General features: G+C 71.4%; 17 protein-coding genes. 5 read left to right on the top strand and 12 right to left on the bottom strand.

What is annotated here, in order from left to right; all coding sequences use genetic code 11:
* Positions 1 to 125 precede the first annotated feature (125 nt).
* The gene (locus BLV05_RS13830) at positions 126 to 983 is read right to left on the bottom strand and encodes an IS5 family transposase (RefSeq protein WP_157524380.1); all 858 of its coding nucleotides are present in this window, start codon (positions 981 to 983) and stop codon (positions 126 to 128) included.
* A gap of 333 nt (positions 984 to 1,316) precedes the next feature.
* On the opposite strand from BLV05_RS13830, the gene BLV05_RS13825 reads away from it, so the two are divergent.
* The 3 genes from BLV05_RS13825 to BLV05_RS13815 are packed head-to-tail and all read left to right on the top strand — an operon-like array spanning position 1,317 to position 4,230.
* Entirely contained in the window at positions 1,317 to 2,186 is an 870-nt protein-coding gene (locus BLV05_RS13825; protein ID WP_046771362.1) for an ABC transporter ATP-binding protein, read from the top strand.
* Entirely contained in the window at positions 2,183 to 3,001 is an 819-nt protein-coding gene (locus BLV05_RS13820) for an ABC transporter permease (protein ID WP_046771361.1), read from the top strand. The genes BLV05_RS13825 and BLV05_RS13820 overlap by 4 nt, the downstream gene beginning before the upstream one ends.
* Complete coding sequence (locus tag BLV05_RS13815) at positions 2,977 to 4,230, top strand: sensor histidine kinase (protein ID WP_052762910.1); 1,254 nt, start codon at positions 2,977 to 2,979, stop codon at positions 4,228 to 4,230. Before BLV05_RS13820 ends, BLV05_RS13815 begins: the two co-directional genes overlap by 25 nt.
* Positions 4,231 to 4,237: 7 nt before the next feature.
* Here the strand turns inward: BLV05_RS13815 and BLV05_RS13810 are convergent, their stop codons facing one another.
* Entirely contained in the window at positions 4,238 to 4,924 is a 687-nt protein-coding gene (locus tag BLV05_RS13810; RefSeq protein WP_046771360.1) for an alpha/beta hydrolase, read from the bottom strand.
* Between the two features lie 24 nt (positions 4,925 to 4,948).
* On the opposite strand from BLV05_RS13810, the gene BLV05_RS13805 reads away from it, so the two are divergent.
* Positions 4,949 to 5,599, top strand: a complete 651-nt coding sequence (locus BLV05_RS13805) for a response regulator (protein ID WP_082155626.1) — start codon at positions 4,949 to 4,951, stop codon at positions 5,597 to 5,599.
* A 35-nt stretch (positions 5,600 to 5,634) separates the two neighbouring features.
* Positions 5,635 to 6,801 carry an ROK family glucokinase gene (locus BLV05_RS13800; RefSeq protein ID WP_046771384.1) on the top strand — a complete coding sequence of 389 codons (1,167 nt, stop codon included), beginning with the start codon at positions 5,635 to 5,637 and terminating at the stop codon, positions 6,799 to 6,801.
* On the opposite strand, the gene BLV05_RS13795 is transcribed toward BLV05_RS13800, so the two are convergent.
* The 10 genes from BLV05_RS13795 to BLV05_RS13750 all read right to left on the bottom strand — a co-directional run bounded on the left by BLV05_RS13795 (position 6,789) and on the right by BLV05_RS13750 (position 16,556).
* Positions 6,789 to 7,637 carry a 3-hydroxyacyl-CoA dehydrogenase family protein gene (locus tag BLV05_RS13795; RefSeq protein ID WP_046771359.1) on the bottom strand — a complete coding sequence of 283 codons (849 nt, stop codon included), beginning with the start codon at positions 7,635 to 7,637 and terminating at the stop codon, positions 6,789 to 6,791. The genes BLV05_RS13800 and BLV05_RS13795 overlap by 13 nt on opposite strands.
* Positions 7,638 to 7,639: 2 nt before the next feature.
* Positions 7,640 to 8,686 carry a phosphatase PAP2 family protein gene (locus BLV05_RS13790; protein WP_063932621.1) on the bottom strand — a complete coding sequence of 349 codons (1,047 nt, stop codon included), beginning with the start codon at positions 8,684 to 8,686 and terminating at the stop codon, positions 7,640 to 7,642.
* Positions 8,679 to 9,953, bottom strand: a complete 1,275-nt coding sequence (gene murA, locus BLV05_RS13785) for a UDP-N-acetylglucosamine 1-carboxyvinyltransferase (protein ID WP_046771358.1) — start codon at positions 9,951 to 9,953, stop codon at positions 8,679 to 8,681. The genes BLV05_RS13790 and murA overlap by 8 nt, the downstream gene beginning before the upstream one ends.
* Positions 9,954 to 10,002: 49 nt before the next feature.
* Positions 10,003 to 10,443, bottom strand: coding sequence for a DUF2550 domain-containing protein (locus BLV05_RS13780; RefSeq protein WP_052762909.1), 441 nt, complete (start codon positions 10,441 to 10,443; stop codon positions 10,003 to 10,005).
* Positions 10,444 to 10,482: 39 nt separating this feature from the next.
* A complete protein-coding gene (locus tag BLV05_RS13775; RefSeq protein WP_046771357.1) occupies positions 10,483 to 10,854 on the bottom strand; it encodes a F0F1 ATP synthase subunit epsilon in 372 nt (123 codons plus the stop codon).
* Positions 10,855 to 10,929: 75 nt separating this feature from the next.
* Positions 10,930 to 12,381, bottom strand: a complete 1,452-nt coding sequence (atpD, locus tag BLV05_RS13770; RefSeq protein WP_046771356.1) for a F0F1 ATP synthase subunit beta — start codon at positions 12,379 to 12,381, stop codon at positions 10,930 to 10,932.
* A gap of 6 nt (positions 12,382 to 12,387) precedes the next feature.
* Positions 12,388 to 13,386, bottom strand: a complete 999-nt coding sequence (locus BLV05_RS13765; protein WP_046771355.1) for a F0F1 ATP synthase subunit gamma — start codon at positions 13,384 to 13,386, stop codon at positions 12,388 to 12,390.
* 49 nt (positions 13,387 to 13,435) lie between these two features.
* Positions 13,436 to 15,115: a F0F1 ATP synthase subunit alpha gene (gene atpA / locus BLV05_RS13760; RefSeq protein WP_046771354.1), complete on the bottom strand. Its 1,680-nt coding sequence runs from the start codon at positions 15,113 to 15,115 to the stop codon at positions 13,436 to 13,438.
* A 59-nt stretch (positions 15,116 to 15,174) separates the two neighbouring features.
* A complete protein-coding gene (locus BLV05_RS13755) occupies positions 15,175 to 15,984 on the bottom strand; it encodes a F0F1 ATP synthase subunit delta (protein WP_046771353.1) in 810 nt (269 codons plus the stop codon).
* A gap of 2 nt (positions 15,985 to 15,986) precedes the next feature.
* Complete coding sequence (locus BLV05_RS13750; protein ID WP_046771381.1) at positions 15,987 to 16,556, bottom strand: F0F1 ATP synthase subunit B; 570 nt, start codon at positions 16,554 to 16,556, stop codon at positions 15,987 to 15,989.
* Positions 16,557 to 16,561: the final 5 nt, after the last annotated feature.

The raw sequence follows: 16,561 nt of genomic DNA, 5'->3' as shown, positions 1-16,561 counted from the left end.
AACCCCAGTGGAAAGCCGGGCAGACCGGTAACTCACTCACACCCAACGTGATCACAACCACCTCGCCTGAAACCAGACGACGTCACCAAGCTGGTCGGTGGATCGAGGCTTAGAGGGCGTCTGGTCTAGATCTGTGGGGGTGCGCCTGAGTTGGCTGGTTCGTCGCGCCAGGTTTGGATGGTTTCGCCGGTGATCCGGCGGCTCATGTTGTCGATCATCGCCCAGTGGATCATGGTGCGGGAACGTTCTGGGAGCGTCTCGTAATCTCGGACTAATCGACGATGCAGCATCAGCCAGCCGAAGGTGCGCTCCACGGGCCAGCGCAGAGTCGGGTGGAAGCCCTTCAGCCCGGGGTCTTTCTGGACGACCTGAACGTCGATACCGCGATCGACACCACGCTGGGCGACGCTGGCGCGGTAGCCGCGGTCCACCCAAGCCTTGGACACGCCCGCGTGGCGATCGGCGAGGCGATCAACCAGGTCACGCCCACCTGCGGTGTCGTGCACGCTGGCCGCGGTGATCAACACCACCAGCAGCAGCCCCAGCGTGTCGGTGGCGATATGCCGCTTGCGTCCCTTGATCTTCTTGCCCGCATCGATGCCCTGATCGGACTCGGCCACATTCGACGACGTCTTCACCGACTGCGCGTCCAGGATCGCCGCGCTGGGCTCACTGGCCCGCCCGGCCGCTGCGCGCGCCGTGCCGCGCAGCAGGTCATGGATCTTCTCCGTCGTCCCGTCCTTCTCCCACTTGGCGTAGTAGTCATAGACGGTCTTGAACGGCGGGAAATCGTGCGGCAAGTACTCCCAGGCGATGCCGGTCCGGTTCACGTACAAGATCGCGTTGACGATCTCTCGCAGGTCATGGACGGGCTCACTGATCCCCAGCCCGCGCCGGGCCGCACGCCACCCGGACATGACCGGCTCGATCAGCGCCCACCGGGCATCGGACAGATCGCTACGGTACGGCGCCCTGGACATCACAACGACGAGCCCTACCACACCACCCGCCCAAGAACGAGGACCCGAACACCAGCCAACCTCACAACCAGAACATCAACGGATCAGACGCCCTCTTAGACCGGGGACGTGCGGGTCAAGTCCAAGCCCCCAACCACCGCGGAACTCAACCACAGCGGCGCGGACTTGAGGCGCGCGTTCACGGCTAAGAAAATGGGCAGCAGGGGGACGGCCAACGGTCGCTATCCCCCGCCAACTCGGCAACCCGAGCGACAAGTGGGTCCACCGGATGGTGGACACCGGAGCCCACCGCGCGGTGCTCGCCGCCGGCCCAGGCCGGAGCGCATGGTTGACGTCATGAGCACACCCACCGCCATCCGGGTCCGCGGGCTGCGCAAGGCCTATGCCGGAGTCGCCGCCGTCGACGGGCTCGACCTCGACGTGGAGCACGGAGAGGTCTTCGCCCTGCTGGGGCCGAACGGCGCCGGAAAGACCACCACCGTCGAGATCCTCGAGGGCTTCCGCCGCCGCGACGGCGGAGAGGTCAGCGTGCTCGGCGCCGACCCCGCCCGGCCGGGCGCCGGCTGGCGCGAGCGCATCGGCATCGTGCTGCAGAGCTCCGGCGGCCACGACGAGCTGACCGTCCACGAGCTGGTGCACCACTTCGCCGGCTACTACCCCGACGCCCGCGACCCGGACGAGGTGATCGCGGCCGTCGGGCTGGACGAGAAGAGCACCACCCGCGCACGGCACCTGTCCGGCGGCCAGCGCCGCCGGCTGGACGTCGCGCTGGGCATCCTGGGCAACCCGGCGCTGCTCTTCCTCGACGAGCCCACCACCGGGTTCGACCCGGAGGCGCGGCGCGAGTTCTGGGCGCTCATCACCTCGCTCGCCGCCGACGGCACGACGATCATCCTCACCACCCACTATCTCGACGAGGCCGAGCACCTGGCCGGCCGCGTCGGCGTCATCACCAGCGGGCGCATCGTCGCGCTGGACAGCCCGGACCGCCTCGGCGGACGCGACCAGGACCAGGCCGTCGTCCGCTGGACCGAGGACGGCCACACGCAGACCGAGCGGACCGCCGAGCCGACGGCGCTCGTCTCCGCCCTGGCGCACCGCCTCGGCGGCGAGGTGCCCGGCCTCACCGTCAGCCGGCCCACGCTGGAGGACGTCTACCTGCGGCTCATCGGCGAGCCGGCCCAGACCATGGAGGTCGTGTCATGAGCGTCGCCGTGAGCCCGGCACGCATCGCGCGGTCGCGCGCGTCGCTGGAGATCAAGAGCTACTTCCGCGAGCGCGACTCCGTCATCTTCTCGTTCCTGTTCCCCATCATCATGCTGGGCATCTTCGCCGTCGTGTTCGGCGGCGACGACGTCGCGCTCGGCAGCGAACAGGGCATCGACTTCGCCCGCTACTTCCTGCCCGGCATGATCGCGTCCGGCATCATGCTGGTCAGCTTCCAGACGCTGGCGATCAGCCTGGCCATCGAGCGCGAGGACGGCACGCTGAAGCGGCTGCGCGGCACACCGATGCCGCCGGTGTCGTACTTCCTCGGCAAGGTCGGCATGATCCTGGTCGTCGGGCTGAGCCAGACGGTCCTGCTGCTGGCGGTGGCCGCGGTCGCGTTCGGCGTCGAGCTGCCGACGGACCCGGCGAGGTGGCTGACGTTCGCCTGGTGCTACGTGCTCGGCACGGCCGGCGGCGCCGTCCTGGGCATCGCGTACTCGTCGGTCCCGAAGTCGGCGAAGAGCGCGTCCGCCGTCGTCGTCGGGCCGCTGATCGTGCTCCAGTTCATCTCCGGCGTGTTCTTCGTCTTCAACGACCTGCCAAGCTGGCTCCAGAACGTCGCCTCGGTGTTCCCGCTGAAATGGCTGGCCCAGGGCATGCGTTCGGTGTTCCTGCCCGACCGCTTCGAAGAGCTGGAGGTGTCCGGATCATGGCAGCACGGTCCGACGGCGCTGATCCTGTCGCTGTGGCTGATCGTGGGCCTGGTGATCTGCGTCCGGACGTTCCGGTGGCAGCGCCGGGACGACGGCTGAGCCCGGACGACGGCGACCCGGCACGCAGCAGCGTCGCCGAGCTGGACGCGTTCTGGCAGCGCACGACGGTCGCCTGGCACGCCGTCTACCTGGGGTTGCTCGGCCTGCTCGCGGTGATCATCGGCAGCTCCGGCGATCTGTCCAGCCGGCACCGGCTGGCCGGGCTGCTCGTCGTGGCGGCGATGGTGGTCGTCTATCTGCTGATCGGGCGGCGGCTGCTCGGCGCCGAGGAGCACGGCTGGCAGGGCGTCGTGCAGCTGGTGGTCAGCTGGGGCGGCATGTACGCGCTGCTGGGCCTGGGCGTCTACGACGCGTACTTCCTGCTGTTCGGGCTGATCCCGCACATCTGGGTGCTGCTGCCGACCCGCTGGGCCGTCGGCGCGTCGCTGGTGTTCCTGTCCGGCCTGGCCGTCGTCGAGGTCGGCCGCGACGGCTGGACCAGCGAGGCGGTACGCGACGTCGTCCCGCAGGTCGCGCTGCAGATCGGGCTCGCGCTCCTGATGGGCCTGTTCATCACGCACGTGTTCATCCAGGCGGAGAAACGGGCCACGCTCATCGACGAGCTGGAACGGACCCGTTCGGAACTGGCGCAGCTGGAGCACTCCCGCGGCGTGCTGGCCGAGCGGGAACGGCTCTCGCACGAGATCCACGACACCCTGGCCCAGGGCTTCACCAGCATCCTCACGCTGGCACAGGCCATCGAGGTCGCGCTGGACCGCGACCCGCGCGCCGTCCGCGACCGGCTGGCGTTGCTCGAGCAGACCGCGCGCGACAACCTCGCCGAGGCGCGGGCGCTGGTCAGCTCGCTGGCGCCGGTCAGCCTGCAGAACGCGTCGCTGCCCGAGGCGCTCGAGCGCATCGCGGCGCGGTTCGCCGACGAGACCGGGCTGGAGGTCAGCCTGCAGGTCGACGACGGCTGCCCGCCGCTGCCGGCGAACGTCGAGGTCGTACTGCTGCGCACGGCTCAGGAGGCGCTGACGAACGTCCGCAAGCACGCCGGGGCCCGCCGGGTCATCGTCGCGCTGCGGTTCCGGGCCGGGTCCGCGGGCGCCGCCACGGTCGCCGTCGTCGACGACGGGCGCGGGTTCCTGCCCGGCGCGTCGCATGACGGGTACGGGCTGCGCGGCATGCGGGCGCGGGTCGAGCAGGTGGGCGGGCTGCTGGAGGTCGTCAGCGCGCCGGCCGCCGGGACCACCGTCCGCGCGACCGTCGGGCTGGCACCGGGGTAGCTCCGCTTCAGCGCTGAAACGCCCAGGACACCATCAGCGGGAACTCGGCCTGCCAGAACGGGTCGCCGTGGTCGCCAGCCCGCTCGGCCATGACGACGTCCGCGCCGGCGTCGCGCAGCGCGTCCGCCCAGCGGGTCGCGTTCTCGAGGAACCACGGCTCCAGCGTCCCGGCGACGAGGTACGTGGCCGGCAGCGGGCTCGGCAGCACGGCAGGCGGGCGGAAGCCGCCGCCCGGCGATGCGCAGAAGACCGCGCCGTAGACATCCGGGTGGCGAAGCCCCATGGCGAGGGCCAGCTCACCACTGGCCGACACGCCGCACACCGCGGTGCGTTCGGCGGGCGGGGCGAGGCCGAACCGTGACCGTACCCAGCCGCGGACCTCCTCGACGAAGAACCGCTCGTGTGCCGCGAACCGTTCCTCGTCGAAGGACGGTGAGTACTCGGCGATCCGGATCATCTCGTCCGGGTCGTCCGTCCGGTGGGCACCGACGATCATGGTGGGCGGCACGTCGGCCGCCTCGAGGTGTCCGCCCCACTGCGAGATCAGCTGACCGTCGCCGGCGTACACGACGGCTTCGGGCGGATCCGGCGGCACGTACACGGTGACCTGCCGCCCGCCGTCGTAGTCGAAGGTCTCGGTGACCAGGTCACCAGCGATCGGATCGGCGCGCGCCGGCTCCGGCTTCTCGGGCACGACGTCAGGGTAACGTGGGCGGCCGTGACGACGTTGCGGCTGCTGCTGGTCGACGACCACCCGGTGGTGCGGACGGGACTGGCCGGCATGCTCGGCGCCGAGGACGACCTCGAGGTGGTCGGCGAGGCCGGCGACGGCGAGGAGGCGCTGGTCATGGCGCGCCGGTTGCGTCCCGACGTCATCCTGATGGACCTGCGGATGCCGCGGCTGGACGGCGCCGAGGCGACGGCGCGCATCCTGGCCGAGCTACCGAGCATCCGGATCCTGGTGCTGACGACCTACGACACCGACTCCGACATCGTCCGCGCGGTCGAGGCGGGCGCCACCGGCTACCTGCTCAAGGACACCCCGCGGGTCGACCTCGCCGCCGCCGTCCGCGCCGCGCACCGCGGCGAGACGATCCTGGCACCGCCGGTGGCCGCGCGGCTGGTGCACCGGCTGCGGGCGCCGTCGGTGCCGCCGCTGACGCCGCGCGAGCGCGAGGTGCTGGCCGCGGTCGCGACCGGGCTGTCCAACGCCGACGTCGGCCGGGCCCTGCACATCGGCGAGGCGACGGTGAAGACGCACCTGCTGCGGGTGTTCGCCAAGCTCGGCGTCGACGACCGCACGGCCGCCGTGACGACGGCGTACGCGCTGGGCATCCTGGCCCCGCCGGGGTCGTCCCCGGCCCCTTGACCGGCCGGTTGACCACGCCCGGCCATACTGTGGGCATGTCTCCAACCCGGACACGGGTGTCCCGGCTGGCGCTGCGGCCCACCATCGGCATCGACATCGGCGGCACCAAGGTCGCCGCCGGCGTCGTCGACCCCGAGGGCACGATCATCGAGCGCACCCGCCGCGAGACGCCGAGTAAGAGCAAGAGCCCGCGCGTCGTCGAGGACACCATCGCCGACGTCGTCGCCGAACTCGGCGCCCGCCATCACGTCCTCGCGGTCGGCATCGGCGCCGCCGGCTTCGTCGACGGCACCCAGTCCTCCGTGCTGTTCGCCCCGCACCTCGCCTGGCGCAACGAGCCGCTGCGCGACGCCGTCCAGCAACGCATCGGGCTGCCCGTGGTGGTCGACAACGACGCCAACGCCGCGCTGTGGGCCGAGTGCCGGTTCGGCGCCGCCCAGGGCGAGTCGCACGTCGTCTGCGTCAACCTCGGCACGGGCATCGGCGGCGGCGTCGTCCTCGACGGCGTCCTGCACCGTGGCCGGTTCGGCGTCGCCGGCGAGTTCGGGCACATGATCGTCGTGCCGGGCGGGCACCGGTGCGAGTGCGGCAACCGCGGCTGCTGGGAGCAGTACGCCAGCGGCAACGTGCTGGTCCGCGAGGCACGCGAGCTGGTCGCCAACGGCTCCCCCGTCGCCTACCGCATCGCCGAGACGTGCGAGGGCGACCCGTCGCGCATCACCGGCCCGATGATCAGCGAGCTGGCCGCCCAGGGCGACCCGGCCGCGCTGGAGCTGCTCGAGGACATCGGCCACTGGCTCGGTGTCGGGCTGGCCAACCTGGCCGCCGCGTTCGACCCCGGCCTGTTCGTCATCGGCGGCGGCGTCTCCGACGTCGGCGACCTGCTGCTGGATCCGGCCCGGACGACGTTCCGCCGGACGTTGACGGGGCGCGGCTTCCGGCCCGAGGCGAAGGTCGTCCGGGCGGCGCTGGGCAACGACGCCGGCCTGATCGGCGCCGCCGACCTCGCCCGGCGCGAGCGGGCCCGCCGCCGCCGCGACCGCGCCAAGCTGGTGACGACGCGCCTGCTGCTGCCGCGCCGGCGCGAGCTGATCGCCAACGGCACCCCGATCCGCCGCTCCCGTCGCGTCAGCGGCACCGGCACCGCGATCGAGCCGGCCGGCCGCCGCACGAACAGCGCGTGGCGGCGTCAGTACGAGTAGAAGCCGCGGCCGGTCTTGCGGCCGTGCTCGCCGGCGTCGACCATGCGCCGGAGCAGTTCGGGCGGGAAGAACTTGGGGTCGGCGGTCTCGTCCCAGATGTTCGACGTGGCGTGGTGCAGGACGTCGACGCCGGTGAGGTCGGTGGTGGCGAGCGGGCCCATGGCGTGGCCGAAGCCGAGCTTGCAGGCGGTGTCGATGTCTTCGGCCGACGCGACGCCGGACTCGTAGAGCTTCACCGCCTCGACGACGATCGCGCTGATCAGCCGCGTGGTGACGAAGCCGGCGACGTCGCGGTTGACGACGATGCAGGTCTTGCCGGCCGACTCGGCGAACTCGCGGGCCGCCGCCAGCGTGGCGTCGGACGTGTGCAGGCCGCGGACCAGCTCGCACAGCGCCATCATCGGCACCGGCGAGAAGAAGTGGGTGCCGACGACCGCCTCGGGCCGCTGCGTGGCGCCGGCGATCTTGGTGATCGGGATGGCGCTGGTGTTGGTGGCCAGGACGGCGCCGTCGCGGCACAGCCGGTCCAGCTCGGCGAACAGCTCGCGCTTCACGTCGACGCTCTCGAACACCGCCTCGACGACGATGTCGGCGTCGGCGACGGCGCCGAGGTCGGTCGTCGTGCTGATGCGGGCGAGGGCGGCGTCGCGGTCGGCCTCGGACAGCCGGCCCTTCTCGACGAACTTCGCCGTGCTCGCCTCGATCGCCTGGCGTCCCCGCGCGACGGCGGACTCGTCGAGGTCGCGCAGCACGACGTCCCAGCCGCCGGTCGCCGCCACCTGGGCGATGCCCGATCCCATCAGGCCGGCTCCGACGACGGCCACACTGCGTGCCATGCTCACTGCCTTCCCGCTCGTTCGTTCGGTTCCGTGGCGACGCTCGGCTCGGTGCGCAGCGCCGGCTCGACCGGCGCCGGCGTGCCGGCCGACAGCGTGGCCGCCACGGGCTCGAGCCGCTGCCGGCGCCAGCGCTCCCACAGGTGCGCGATGCCGATGACGGCAGCGACGTACAGCCAGCCGAGCAGGACGTCGACGACGTAGTGCTCGCCGCCGTAGACCAAGGTGAACGCCATCGCCAGCGGGTACGCCATGACGAGCACCCGCAGCCACCAGCGTCGCGCCAGCGGCCACAGCGTCACCGCGACCAGCATCGCGAACCCGGCGTGCAGCGACGGCAGCGCCGCCACCTCGTTGGCGCCGCCCTGGGCGTCGGACAGCCAGGCGTTGGCGCTGCGCAGGCCCAGCTCGTTCCAGCCGCGGCCGACCAGCCGATAGACGGGCTCGGCGATGTCGCCGGTGCGGGCCGACGCGTACCACGGCGGCGCGGCCGGCAGCAGCACGTACGTGAGCAGGCCGGCGTACGTCAGCAGCAGCACCCGCCGGATGTAGGACACCCACAGCGGCCGCGACCACATGTAGAACGCCGCCGCCAGCACCCACGGCACGACGAAGTGGCTGAAGTAGATCAGCGCCGCGCCGACGTCCCACCAGCGCACGGTCGACTCGAACAGCTGCTCCTGCAGCCACACCGTCGGGACGGTGCCGCCGAACAGCCATCGTTCGACGTCGACGACCCCGCCCACCTGCAGCGGCATGCCCAGGGTGTCGGCGATGCCGCGGGTGTGGTCGTAGAGGATCAGCGCGGCCAGCAGCGGCAGCCAGTCGAGGAAGGTGCGCAGGTGCTCGCGCCAGGGCCGGCCGATCTTGACCGCGATCATCCCGGCGATGATCCAGCCGGTCTGCCCGACGCGGTCCATCGGGATGCCCTCGACGGCGCAGTAGACCAGCAGCGCGACCAGGTAAGCGGCCAGCCCGACGCGACCCGGCGTCACCCAGCCGCGCAGCCTGTCCCCGGCGCTCGCCGGCGCCTCCGCCTCGTCAGTCATCGAAGTGGTCCGGGTCGGGCTCACGGACCACGTCGGCGCCCAGTGACTGCAGCTGCCCGACGAAGTCGGGGTAGCCGCGGTCGATGTGGTGGACGGCGGACACCAGCGTCTCGCCCTCGGCCAGCAGGCCGGCCAGCACGAGGCCGGCGCCGGCGCGGATGTCGGTGGCGACGACCGGCGCGCCGGACAGCCCGGGCCGGCCGCGCACGACGGCGTGGTGGCCGTCGATGCGGACCTCGGCGCCCAGGCGGACCAGCTCGTTGACGAACATGAACCGGGCCTCGTACACGTTCTCGGTGATCATCGCGGTGCCGTCGGCCACCGCGTCGAGCGCGACGATCATCGGCTGCAGGTCGGTCGGGAAGCCCGGGTACGGGAGCGTGACGACGTCGATGGCGCGCGGCCGGCCGGACATCCCCACCCGTAGCCCGTCGCGCCCGGACTCGATGACCGCACCGGCCGCGGCCAGCTTGTCCAGCACGATCTCGAGGTGCTCGGCCCGGCCGTTGCGGATGGTGATGTCGCCGCGGGTCATGACGGCGGCGACGCCCCAGGTGCCGGTGACGATGCGGTCGGGGATGGTGGTGTGCTCGGTCGGGTTCATCGAGTCGACGCCCTCGACCCGCAGCGTCGACGTGCCGGCGCCGTCGATCTTGGCGCCCATGTCGCCGAGCATGCGGCAGATGTCGACGATCTCGGGCTCGCGGGCGACGTTGTCGATGACCGTCGTGCCCTTGGCCAGCACCGCGGCCATGAGGATGTTCTCGGTGGCGCCGACGCTGGGGAAGTCGAGCCAGATGCTGGTGCCGTGCAGCCCCTGCGGCGCCCGGGCCACCACGAACCCGTGCTCGATCTCGACCTGCGCGCCCAGCTTCTCCAGCCCGGACATGTGCATGTCGAGGCCGCGTGAGCCGATGGCGTCGCCGCCGGGCAGCGCCACGTTCGCCGCGCCGCACCGGGCCACCAGCGGGCCGAGCACGCAGATGGACGCGCGCAGCCGGCGCACCAGGTGGTACGGCGCCTCGTGGTCGATCTTCGCCGGGACGTCGATGGCGACGGTGCCGCCCTCGCGGTGGACGTCGGCGCCGAGTTGGCGCAGCAGCTCGCCCATGTAGTCGACGTCGGTGATGGTGGGGACGTCGTGCAGCACGGTGCGTCCCTCGGCCAGCAGTGCCGCCGCCATCAACTTGAGTGCGCTGTTCTTCGCGCCGCTGACCCGGACCTCACCCCGCAGGGAGCTCCCCCCGGTGACCCGAAATCTCTCCACGCCCGCTGTACCCTTCCGCCGTTCCGATGAACGGTACGCCCCGAAGGCGTCAACCGACGAACTGACCCCCGGGCGGCGCCGCCTCCAGCCAGGTGACGAACGCGGTGGCCGCGGCCTCGGTCATGGACACCTCGACGGTGGAGCCGCTGGAGCGGCAGACCAGCACGACGTGGGCGGCCGGCAGCTCGTAGCTCTCCTCGGCGTCGGGCTGACGACGGCTCTCGACGACCAGCTGGTGGCGCCGGAACGACCGCTTGGGCCACGTGGTGAAGCTGAACGTGCGGAACCACTCGAGGGTGTCCTCGCGGTAGCGCCCGATGCCGAACGCCCAGCCGCCGGACCAGCCGTCGTGGCTGTCGCCGCGCACGCACATGTCGAAGCCGCCGTCACGCTGCAGGATGCCCCGGCGGACGTACAGCGCGAGGAGGACCAGCACAGCGGCGAGCGCGAGCGCACCCAGCACCAGCAGGGTCCACGACACCAGCGCCACCGATCACCTCCCCCGAGCGTGATACCGATGCTCTCAGATCTACCGGCTCGCCGCGACGTCGAGCCTGGCCTGGGCCCATCGGCTCGCGCCGTCACCGTCCTCGCCCAGCTCCGCGAGCTCGGCCTGAGCAGCGGCGACGTCGATCTCGTCGGCCAGCTCCGCCTGTTCGGCCAGAATCGCGATGGTGTTCTCGGAGACCGACAGGAACCCGCCGGACACCGCCACCACGACCGCCTCGCCGCCGGTCGAGCGCACCGTCACCGGGCCGGCCACCAGCAGGCCGAGCACGGGCTCGTGACCGGACATGATGCCGATCTCGCCCTCAGGCGTGCGCGCGATGACGATCGAGGCCTCGCCGGACCACACCTTGCGGTCGGCGGCGACCACCTCGACGTTCAGATCTTCGGCCACGATCTTCCCTTTCTCGTGATCGGCAGGGAGCTGCCTCGCGTGGAGACGGCCCCCTGCCGGTCACCGATGTCAGCCTCAGGAGGCGAGCTCGCGCGCCTTCTTCTCGGCGTCCTCGATGTTGCCGACGTAGCTGAACGCCTGCTCGGGCAGGTGGTCGTACTCGCCCTTGGTGATGGCGTCGAACGACTCGAGCGACTCCGACAGCGGGACGAACACGCCCGGCTGGCCGGTGAACGACTCGGCCACGAACATGTTCTGCGACAGGAACCGCTGCAGGCGCCGCGCCCGGTTGACGGTGACACGGTCCTCCTCGGTCAGCTCGTCGACACCGAGGATGGCGATGATGTCCTGCAGCTCCTTGTACTTCTGCAGGATCTCCTTCACCCGGGTGGCGATGCGGTAGTGGTCCTCGCCGAGGTACGCGGCGTCGAGGATCCGGCTCGAGGAGTCGAGCGGGTCGACCGCCGGGTAGATGCCCAGCTGCGAGATGGGCCGCGAGAGGACCGTCCGGGCGTCGAGGTGCGCGAACGCGGTGTGCGGCGCCGGGTCGGTGATGTCGTCGGCCGGGACGTAGATGGCCTGCATCGACGTGATGGAGTGACCACGCGTCGAGGTGATGCGCTCCTGCAGCTCGCCCATCTCGTCGGCCAGCGTCGGCTGGTAACCGACGGCCGACGGCATGCGGCCCAGCAGCGTGGAGACCTCGGAGCCGGCCTGGGTGAACCGGAAGATGTTGTCGATGAACAGCAGCACGTCCTGCTTCTGGACGTCGCGGAAGTACTCGGCCATGGTCAGCGCCGACAGCGCGACCCGCATGCGGGTGCCCGGCGGCTCGTCCATCTGCCCGAACACCAGCGCGGTGTCCTTGAGGACGTTGGCCTCGCCCATCTCGACCCAGAGGTCGTTACCCTCGCGGGTGCGCTCGCCGACGCCGGCGAACACCGAGGTGCCACCGAAGTTCCGCGCGACACGGGTGATCATCTCCTGGATGAGCACCGTCTTGCCGACACCGGCACCACCGAACAGGCCGATCTTCCCACCCTGGATGTACGGGCTCAGGAGGTCGAGCACCTTGATGCCGGTCTCGAGCATCTGGGTGCTGCCCTCGAGGTCGGCGAACGGCGGCGGGTCGCGGTGGATCTCCCAGCGCTCGCTGACCTCGATCTGCGACTCGTCGACGTCGAGCGGCTTGCCGAGGGCGTTGAACACGTGGCCCTTGACGCCGTCGCCGACCGGCACCGAGATGCCCTTGCCGGTGTCGCGGACGACCGCGCCGCGGACCAGGCCGTCGGTGGGCTGCATCGAGATGGCCTTCACCAGGCCGTCGCCGATGTGCTGCTCGACCTCGAGGGTGAGCGTGCGGTCGCCGCCGGCCTCGTCGGCCAGCTTCACGTCGACCTCGAGGGCGTTGTAGATGCCGGGCATGTGGCCGCCGCCGAACTCGACGTCGACGACAGGTCCGATGACCCGGACCACCCGGCCTGTAGCAGCGGTGGTCTCTGCTGGGGTTTCGATGGTGGCAGTCATGAGGTCCTACTCGCTCCCTGCGGCCGCCAGCGCGTCCGCGCCGCCGACGATCTCGCTGATCTCCTGGGTGATCTCGGCCTGGCGAGCCGAGTTGGACTGCCGGGTGAGCGTCTCCTGCAGCTCACCGGCGTTGTCCGTGGCGTTCTTCATGGCCCGGCGCCGGGCCGCCCACTCCGACGCCGCGGCGTCGAGCAGGGCGGTGTAGACGAGGTTGCCGGCGTACTGCGGCAGCAGCGCGTCGAGCACCTCGTCGGCCGACGGCTCGAACTCGTACAGCGGCAGCACGTCGGTGCGGGCCGGCCGGGTGCTCGCCGCGCCGCCCGAGCCGGCCGCGCCGGCCTGCCGGCCGTCGTCGTCGTCCGAGCGGACCGCGCCGGCCTCGGCCTGGTGCAGTTCCTCGGGCACGTCCTCGACCATGATCGGGAAGAGCCGGCGGGCCCGGACCTGCTGCGTGACCATGTTGACGAAGTGCGTCGAGACGATGTGGATCTCGTCGACGCCGCCCTCGTCGGTGGGCGTGTTGATGGCCTCGAGGAGGTCGTCGGCGATGCGCCGCGCGTCGGCGTAGGACGGCCGGCCGGTGAAGCCCACGTACTGCCCGCCGAGCTCGCGGCCGCGGAACGTGAACCAGCTGACGCCCTTGCGGCCGACGACGTAGGGCACGGTCTCCTGGCCCTGGTCGCGCAGCAGCCCGGCCAGCGCCTCGCTCTGCCGGATGACGTTGGCGGAGTAGGCGCCGGCGAAGCCGCCGTCGCTGCTGACGACGAGGATGGCCGAACGGCGCGCCTGCTCGACGCCCTCGAGCAGCGGGTTGTCGAGGCGGGCGCGCTCGGCGGCCGCCTCCATGGCTCGCACCAGTGCCTGGCTGTACGGACGCGCGGCCTCGGCGTACTGCTGGGCCCGCGCGATCCGGGAGGTCGCGATGAGCTCCTGGGCGCGGGTGATCTTCTTGATCGACTCGACGGAGCGGATGCGCCGCCGCAGCTCGCGAATTTGAGCTCCCATTACGCGTGCGACCTCCCTTCAAAGCCTCGGTACGACATGACGGCCACGCTCACTCGCCCGCGTCGGGACGAGCGGCCTCCTGGATGCCCTGCGCGTCGCGCTTGCGCCGGCGCAGCACCGTGAGGTCCTCCTCGCCCTCGCCGAGGGCGTCGACCGGCTCGTCCTTGATCAGCGGCTGGCCCGAGACGGTGACGTAGTTCTGCTTGAAGTCGTCGATCGCCTGCTCGAGCGTCTTGACGTCGTCGTCGGACAGCTTCCCGCTGGACTCGATGTTCTCGAGGACGGCGGTCTGCTCGCGCGCGACGGTGTCGAGGAACTCGCCCTCGAACCGGCGGATGTCCTCGACCGGGACGTCGTCGAGCTTGCCGGTGGTGCCCGACCAGATCGAGACGACCTCGCGGCCGACCGACAACGGCGCCGACTGCGGCTGCTTGAGCAGCTCGGTGAGCCGCTCGCCGCGGTTCAGCTGCGCCTTGCTGGTGGGGTCGAGGTCGGATGCGAACGCCGCGAACGCCTTGAGCTCGTTGTACTGGGCGAGGTCGAGGCGCAGCGTGCCGGCGACGCTCTTCATCGCCTTGATCTGCGCGTCGCCACCGACGCGGGAGACCGAGATGCCGACGTTGATGGCCGGGCGCACACCCGAGTGGAACAGGTCCGACTCGAGGAAGCACTGGCCGTCGGTGATGGAGATGACGTTGGTCGGGATGAACGCCGAGACGTCGTTGGCCTTGGTCTCGATGATCGGCAGGCCGGTCATGGAGCCGCCGCCGAGGTCGTCGGAGAGCTTCGCGCAGCGCTCGAGCAGCCGCGAGTGCAGGTAGAAGACGTCGCCGGGGTACGCCTCGCGGCCCGGCGGGCGGCGCAGTAGCAGCGACACCGCGCGGTACGCCTCGGCCTGCTTCGACAGGTCGTCGAAGACGATGAGGACGTGGTAGCCCTGGTACATCCAGTGCTGGCCGATGGCCGAGCCGGTGTAGGGCGACAGGTACTTGAAGCCCGCGGCGTCGGACGCCGGCGAGGCGACGATGGTGGTGTACTCCAGCGCGCCGGCCTCGTCCAGTTGCTGCCGGATGCCGGCGATCGTGGAGCCCTTCTGGCCGGTGGCGACGTAGATGCAGCGGACCTGCTTCTTCTTGTCGCCGCTCTTCCAGTTCTCCAGCTGGTTCAGGATGGTGTCGACGGCGACCGTGGTCTTGCCGGTCTGCCGGTCACCGATGATCAGCTGGCGCTGGCCGCGGCCGATCGGGGTCATGGCGTCGATGGCCTTGATGCCGGTCTGCAGCGGCTCGGCGACCTTCTGCCGTTGCACGACGGAGGGAGCCTGCAGCTCCAGCGCGCGGCGGGTCTCGGCCTTGACCTCGCCCAGACCGTCGAGCGGTGCGCCCAGCGGATCGACCACGCGGCCGAGGAAGGCGTCACCGACCGGTACCGACAGCACCTCGCCGGTGCGACGGACCGTCTGGCCCTCCTCGATGCCGGAGTAGTCGCCGAGCACGACGACACCGATCTCGCGTACGTCGAGGTTCAGAGCCAGTCCGAGGGTCCCGTCCTCGAACTCCAGCAGCTCGTTGGCCATGGCCGAGGGCAGGCCCTCGACACGGGCAATGCCGTCGCCGGCGATGGTGACGTGGCCGACCTCTTCGCGGACGGCGGCCGCCGGCTGGTAGGACTCGACGAAGGCGTCGAGCGCCTCGCGAATCTCCTCGGGACGGATTGTCAGCTCCGCCATCGGTTGCTCCTGCTCTCTTCGCTCATCGAACGGTGGTCTCAGGTCTGGGTGGGTGCCGGTCAGCCGACGACCAGCTGACGGCGGGCGGCGTCCAGGCGGCTGGTGACGGTGCCGTCGACGACCTCGTCACCGAGCTCGACCCTGATGCCGCCGACGACGTCAGGCTCGACGACGACGTTCAGCAGGACCGGCCCGCCGGCGCGGACCGCCAGCGCTCGCTCCAGCCGTTCGCGGTGCTCGACGGCGAGCGGCGCGGCGACGTGCACCACGGCCACCCGGCGCTCGCGCAGCCGCGCGGCGAACTCCGCGACGCGAGCGAGCTCCGCTTCCAGGCTACGTGCCCGGCGGTCGAGGACGGCGTGCTCCACCAGCGCGACGGTCTCCGGTGCCGCCTTGTCGTTCAGCAGCGTCCGCACCAACTGCCGCCGTGCGTCGGCGGGAGCGGCACGGTCGATCAGTGCCGAGCGCAGGTCGCGGTTGCCACGGACGACCAGCCCGAACCGGAAGATCTCTTCCTCGACCGCGTCGAGGCGGCCGGCCGACCGGGCGGCCATCAGCACCGCCTGGAGACCGAACTCCTCGATCGAGGAGGTGAGGTCGCCCGGCTTCGCCCAGCGCTCACGCACCGCCGCGGCGAGCACGTCCGTCGCGGCCGGCTCGATGCGGTCGCCGGCCAGCCGGCGCACGAGCGTCTCGCGATCGTCGGGCGTCCGGCCGGTGTCGGTGAGCGCGCGGCGCACCGACGGACGGGAGTCGAGCAGGTTCGCGAACGAGAACAGAGCGTCGCCGACCGCCGGTGCGCGACCGGCAGCCTGGTCGACGATGCTCTCGAACCGCGGCCGGAGCTCGGGCTGGTTGGTGTCAGGCATGCTCACGAGTCCCCTGGGGCGGGCGTCGCCGCGTCGGAGGCCTGAGCGGTCTCGAGGTCGGCCAGGAACCGCTCGACGACGCGGCGGGACCGGTCGTCGTCCTGCAGCGACTCGCCGACCACCTTGCCGGCCAGCGTGGTCGCCAGCGTGCCGACCTCGCCGCGCAGCTCGCGCAGGACCTGCTCGCGCTCGGCCTGCAGCTGCGCCTCGGCCCGTGCGGCGACCCGCTTGGCCTCGGTCTCGGCGTCGTCGCGCGCCTGCGCGACGATGGCCGCCCCCTGCTGCTTGGCGTCCTCGCGGATGCGAGCCGCCTCGCTGCGGGCGTCGGCCAGCTGGGCGCGGTACTCCTCGAGCAGGCGCTGGGCCTCGGCCTGCGCCTCCTCGGCCTTCCTGGCGCCGCCCTGGATGGCGGCGGCGCGATCCGCGTAGGTCTTCTCGAAGATCGGGTAGACCTTCGCGCGAAGGAAGAAGAACAGCAGGGCGAAGGCGACCAGACCGACGATCAGCTCGGACATGTGCGGCATCAGCGGATCGGGACCGTCCTCCGCCGCCATCACCGCGATCGGTGCCATCGAGA

It is taken from the genome of Jiangella alkaliphila (genome assembly GCF_900105925.1).
Classification (GTDB): domain Bacteria; phylum Actinomycetota; class Actinomycetes; order Jiangellales; family Jiangellaceae; genus Jiangella; species Jiangella alkaliphila.
The sequence above is the reverse complement of the archived record's forward strand: the minus strand, read 5'-3'. Positions and strand labels throughout refer to the sequence as shown.

What these genes read in the sequence shown, in the direction of transcription:
- BLV05_RS13825 (WP_046771362.1), top strand. Translation starts at nt 1,317, where the DNA reads ATGAGCACACCCACCGCCATCCGGGTCCGCGGGCTGCGCAAGGCCTAT.
- BLV05_RS13820 (WP_046771361.1), top strand. Translation starts at nt 2,183, where the DNA reads ATGAGCGTCGCCGTGAGCCCGGCACGCATCGCGCGGTCGCGCGCGTCG.
- BLV05_RS13800 (WP_046771384.1), top strand. Translation starts at nt 5,635, where the DNA reads ATGTCTCCAACCCGGACACGGGTGTCCCGGCTGGCGCTGCGGCCCACC.
- BLV05_RS13795 (WP_046771359.1), bottom strand. Translation starts at nt 7,637, where the DNA reads ATGGCACGCAGTGTGGCCGTCGTCGGAGCCGGCCTGATGGGATCGGGC.
- BLV05_RS13790 (WP_063932621.1), bottom strand. Translation starts at nt 8,686, where the DNA reads ATGACTGACGAGGCGGAGGCGCCGGCGAGCGCCGGGGACAGGCTGCGC.
- atpD (WP_046771356.1), bottom strand. Translation starts at nt 12,381, where the DNA reads ATGACTGCCACCATCGAAACCCCAGCAGAGACCACCGCTGCTACAGGC.
- BLV05_RS13765 (WP_046771355.1), bottom strand. Translation starts at nt 13,386, where the DNA reads ATGGGAGCTCAAATTCGCGAGCTGCGGCGGCGCATCCGCTCCGTCGAG.
- atpA (WP_046771354.1), bottom strand. Translation starts at nt 15,115, where the DNA reads ATGGCGGAGCTGACAATCCGTCCCGAGGAGATTCGCGAGGCGCTCGAC.
- BLV05_RS13755 (WP_046771353.1), bottom strand. Translation starts at nt 15,984, where the DNA reads ATGCCTGACACCAACCAGCCCGAGCTCCGGCCGCGGTTCGAGAGCATC.
- BLV05_RS13750 (WP_046771381.1), bottom strand. Translation starts at nt 16,556, where the DNA reads ATGGCACCGATCGCGGTGATGGCGGCGGAGGACGGTCCCGATCCGCTG.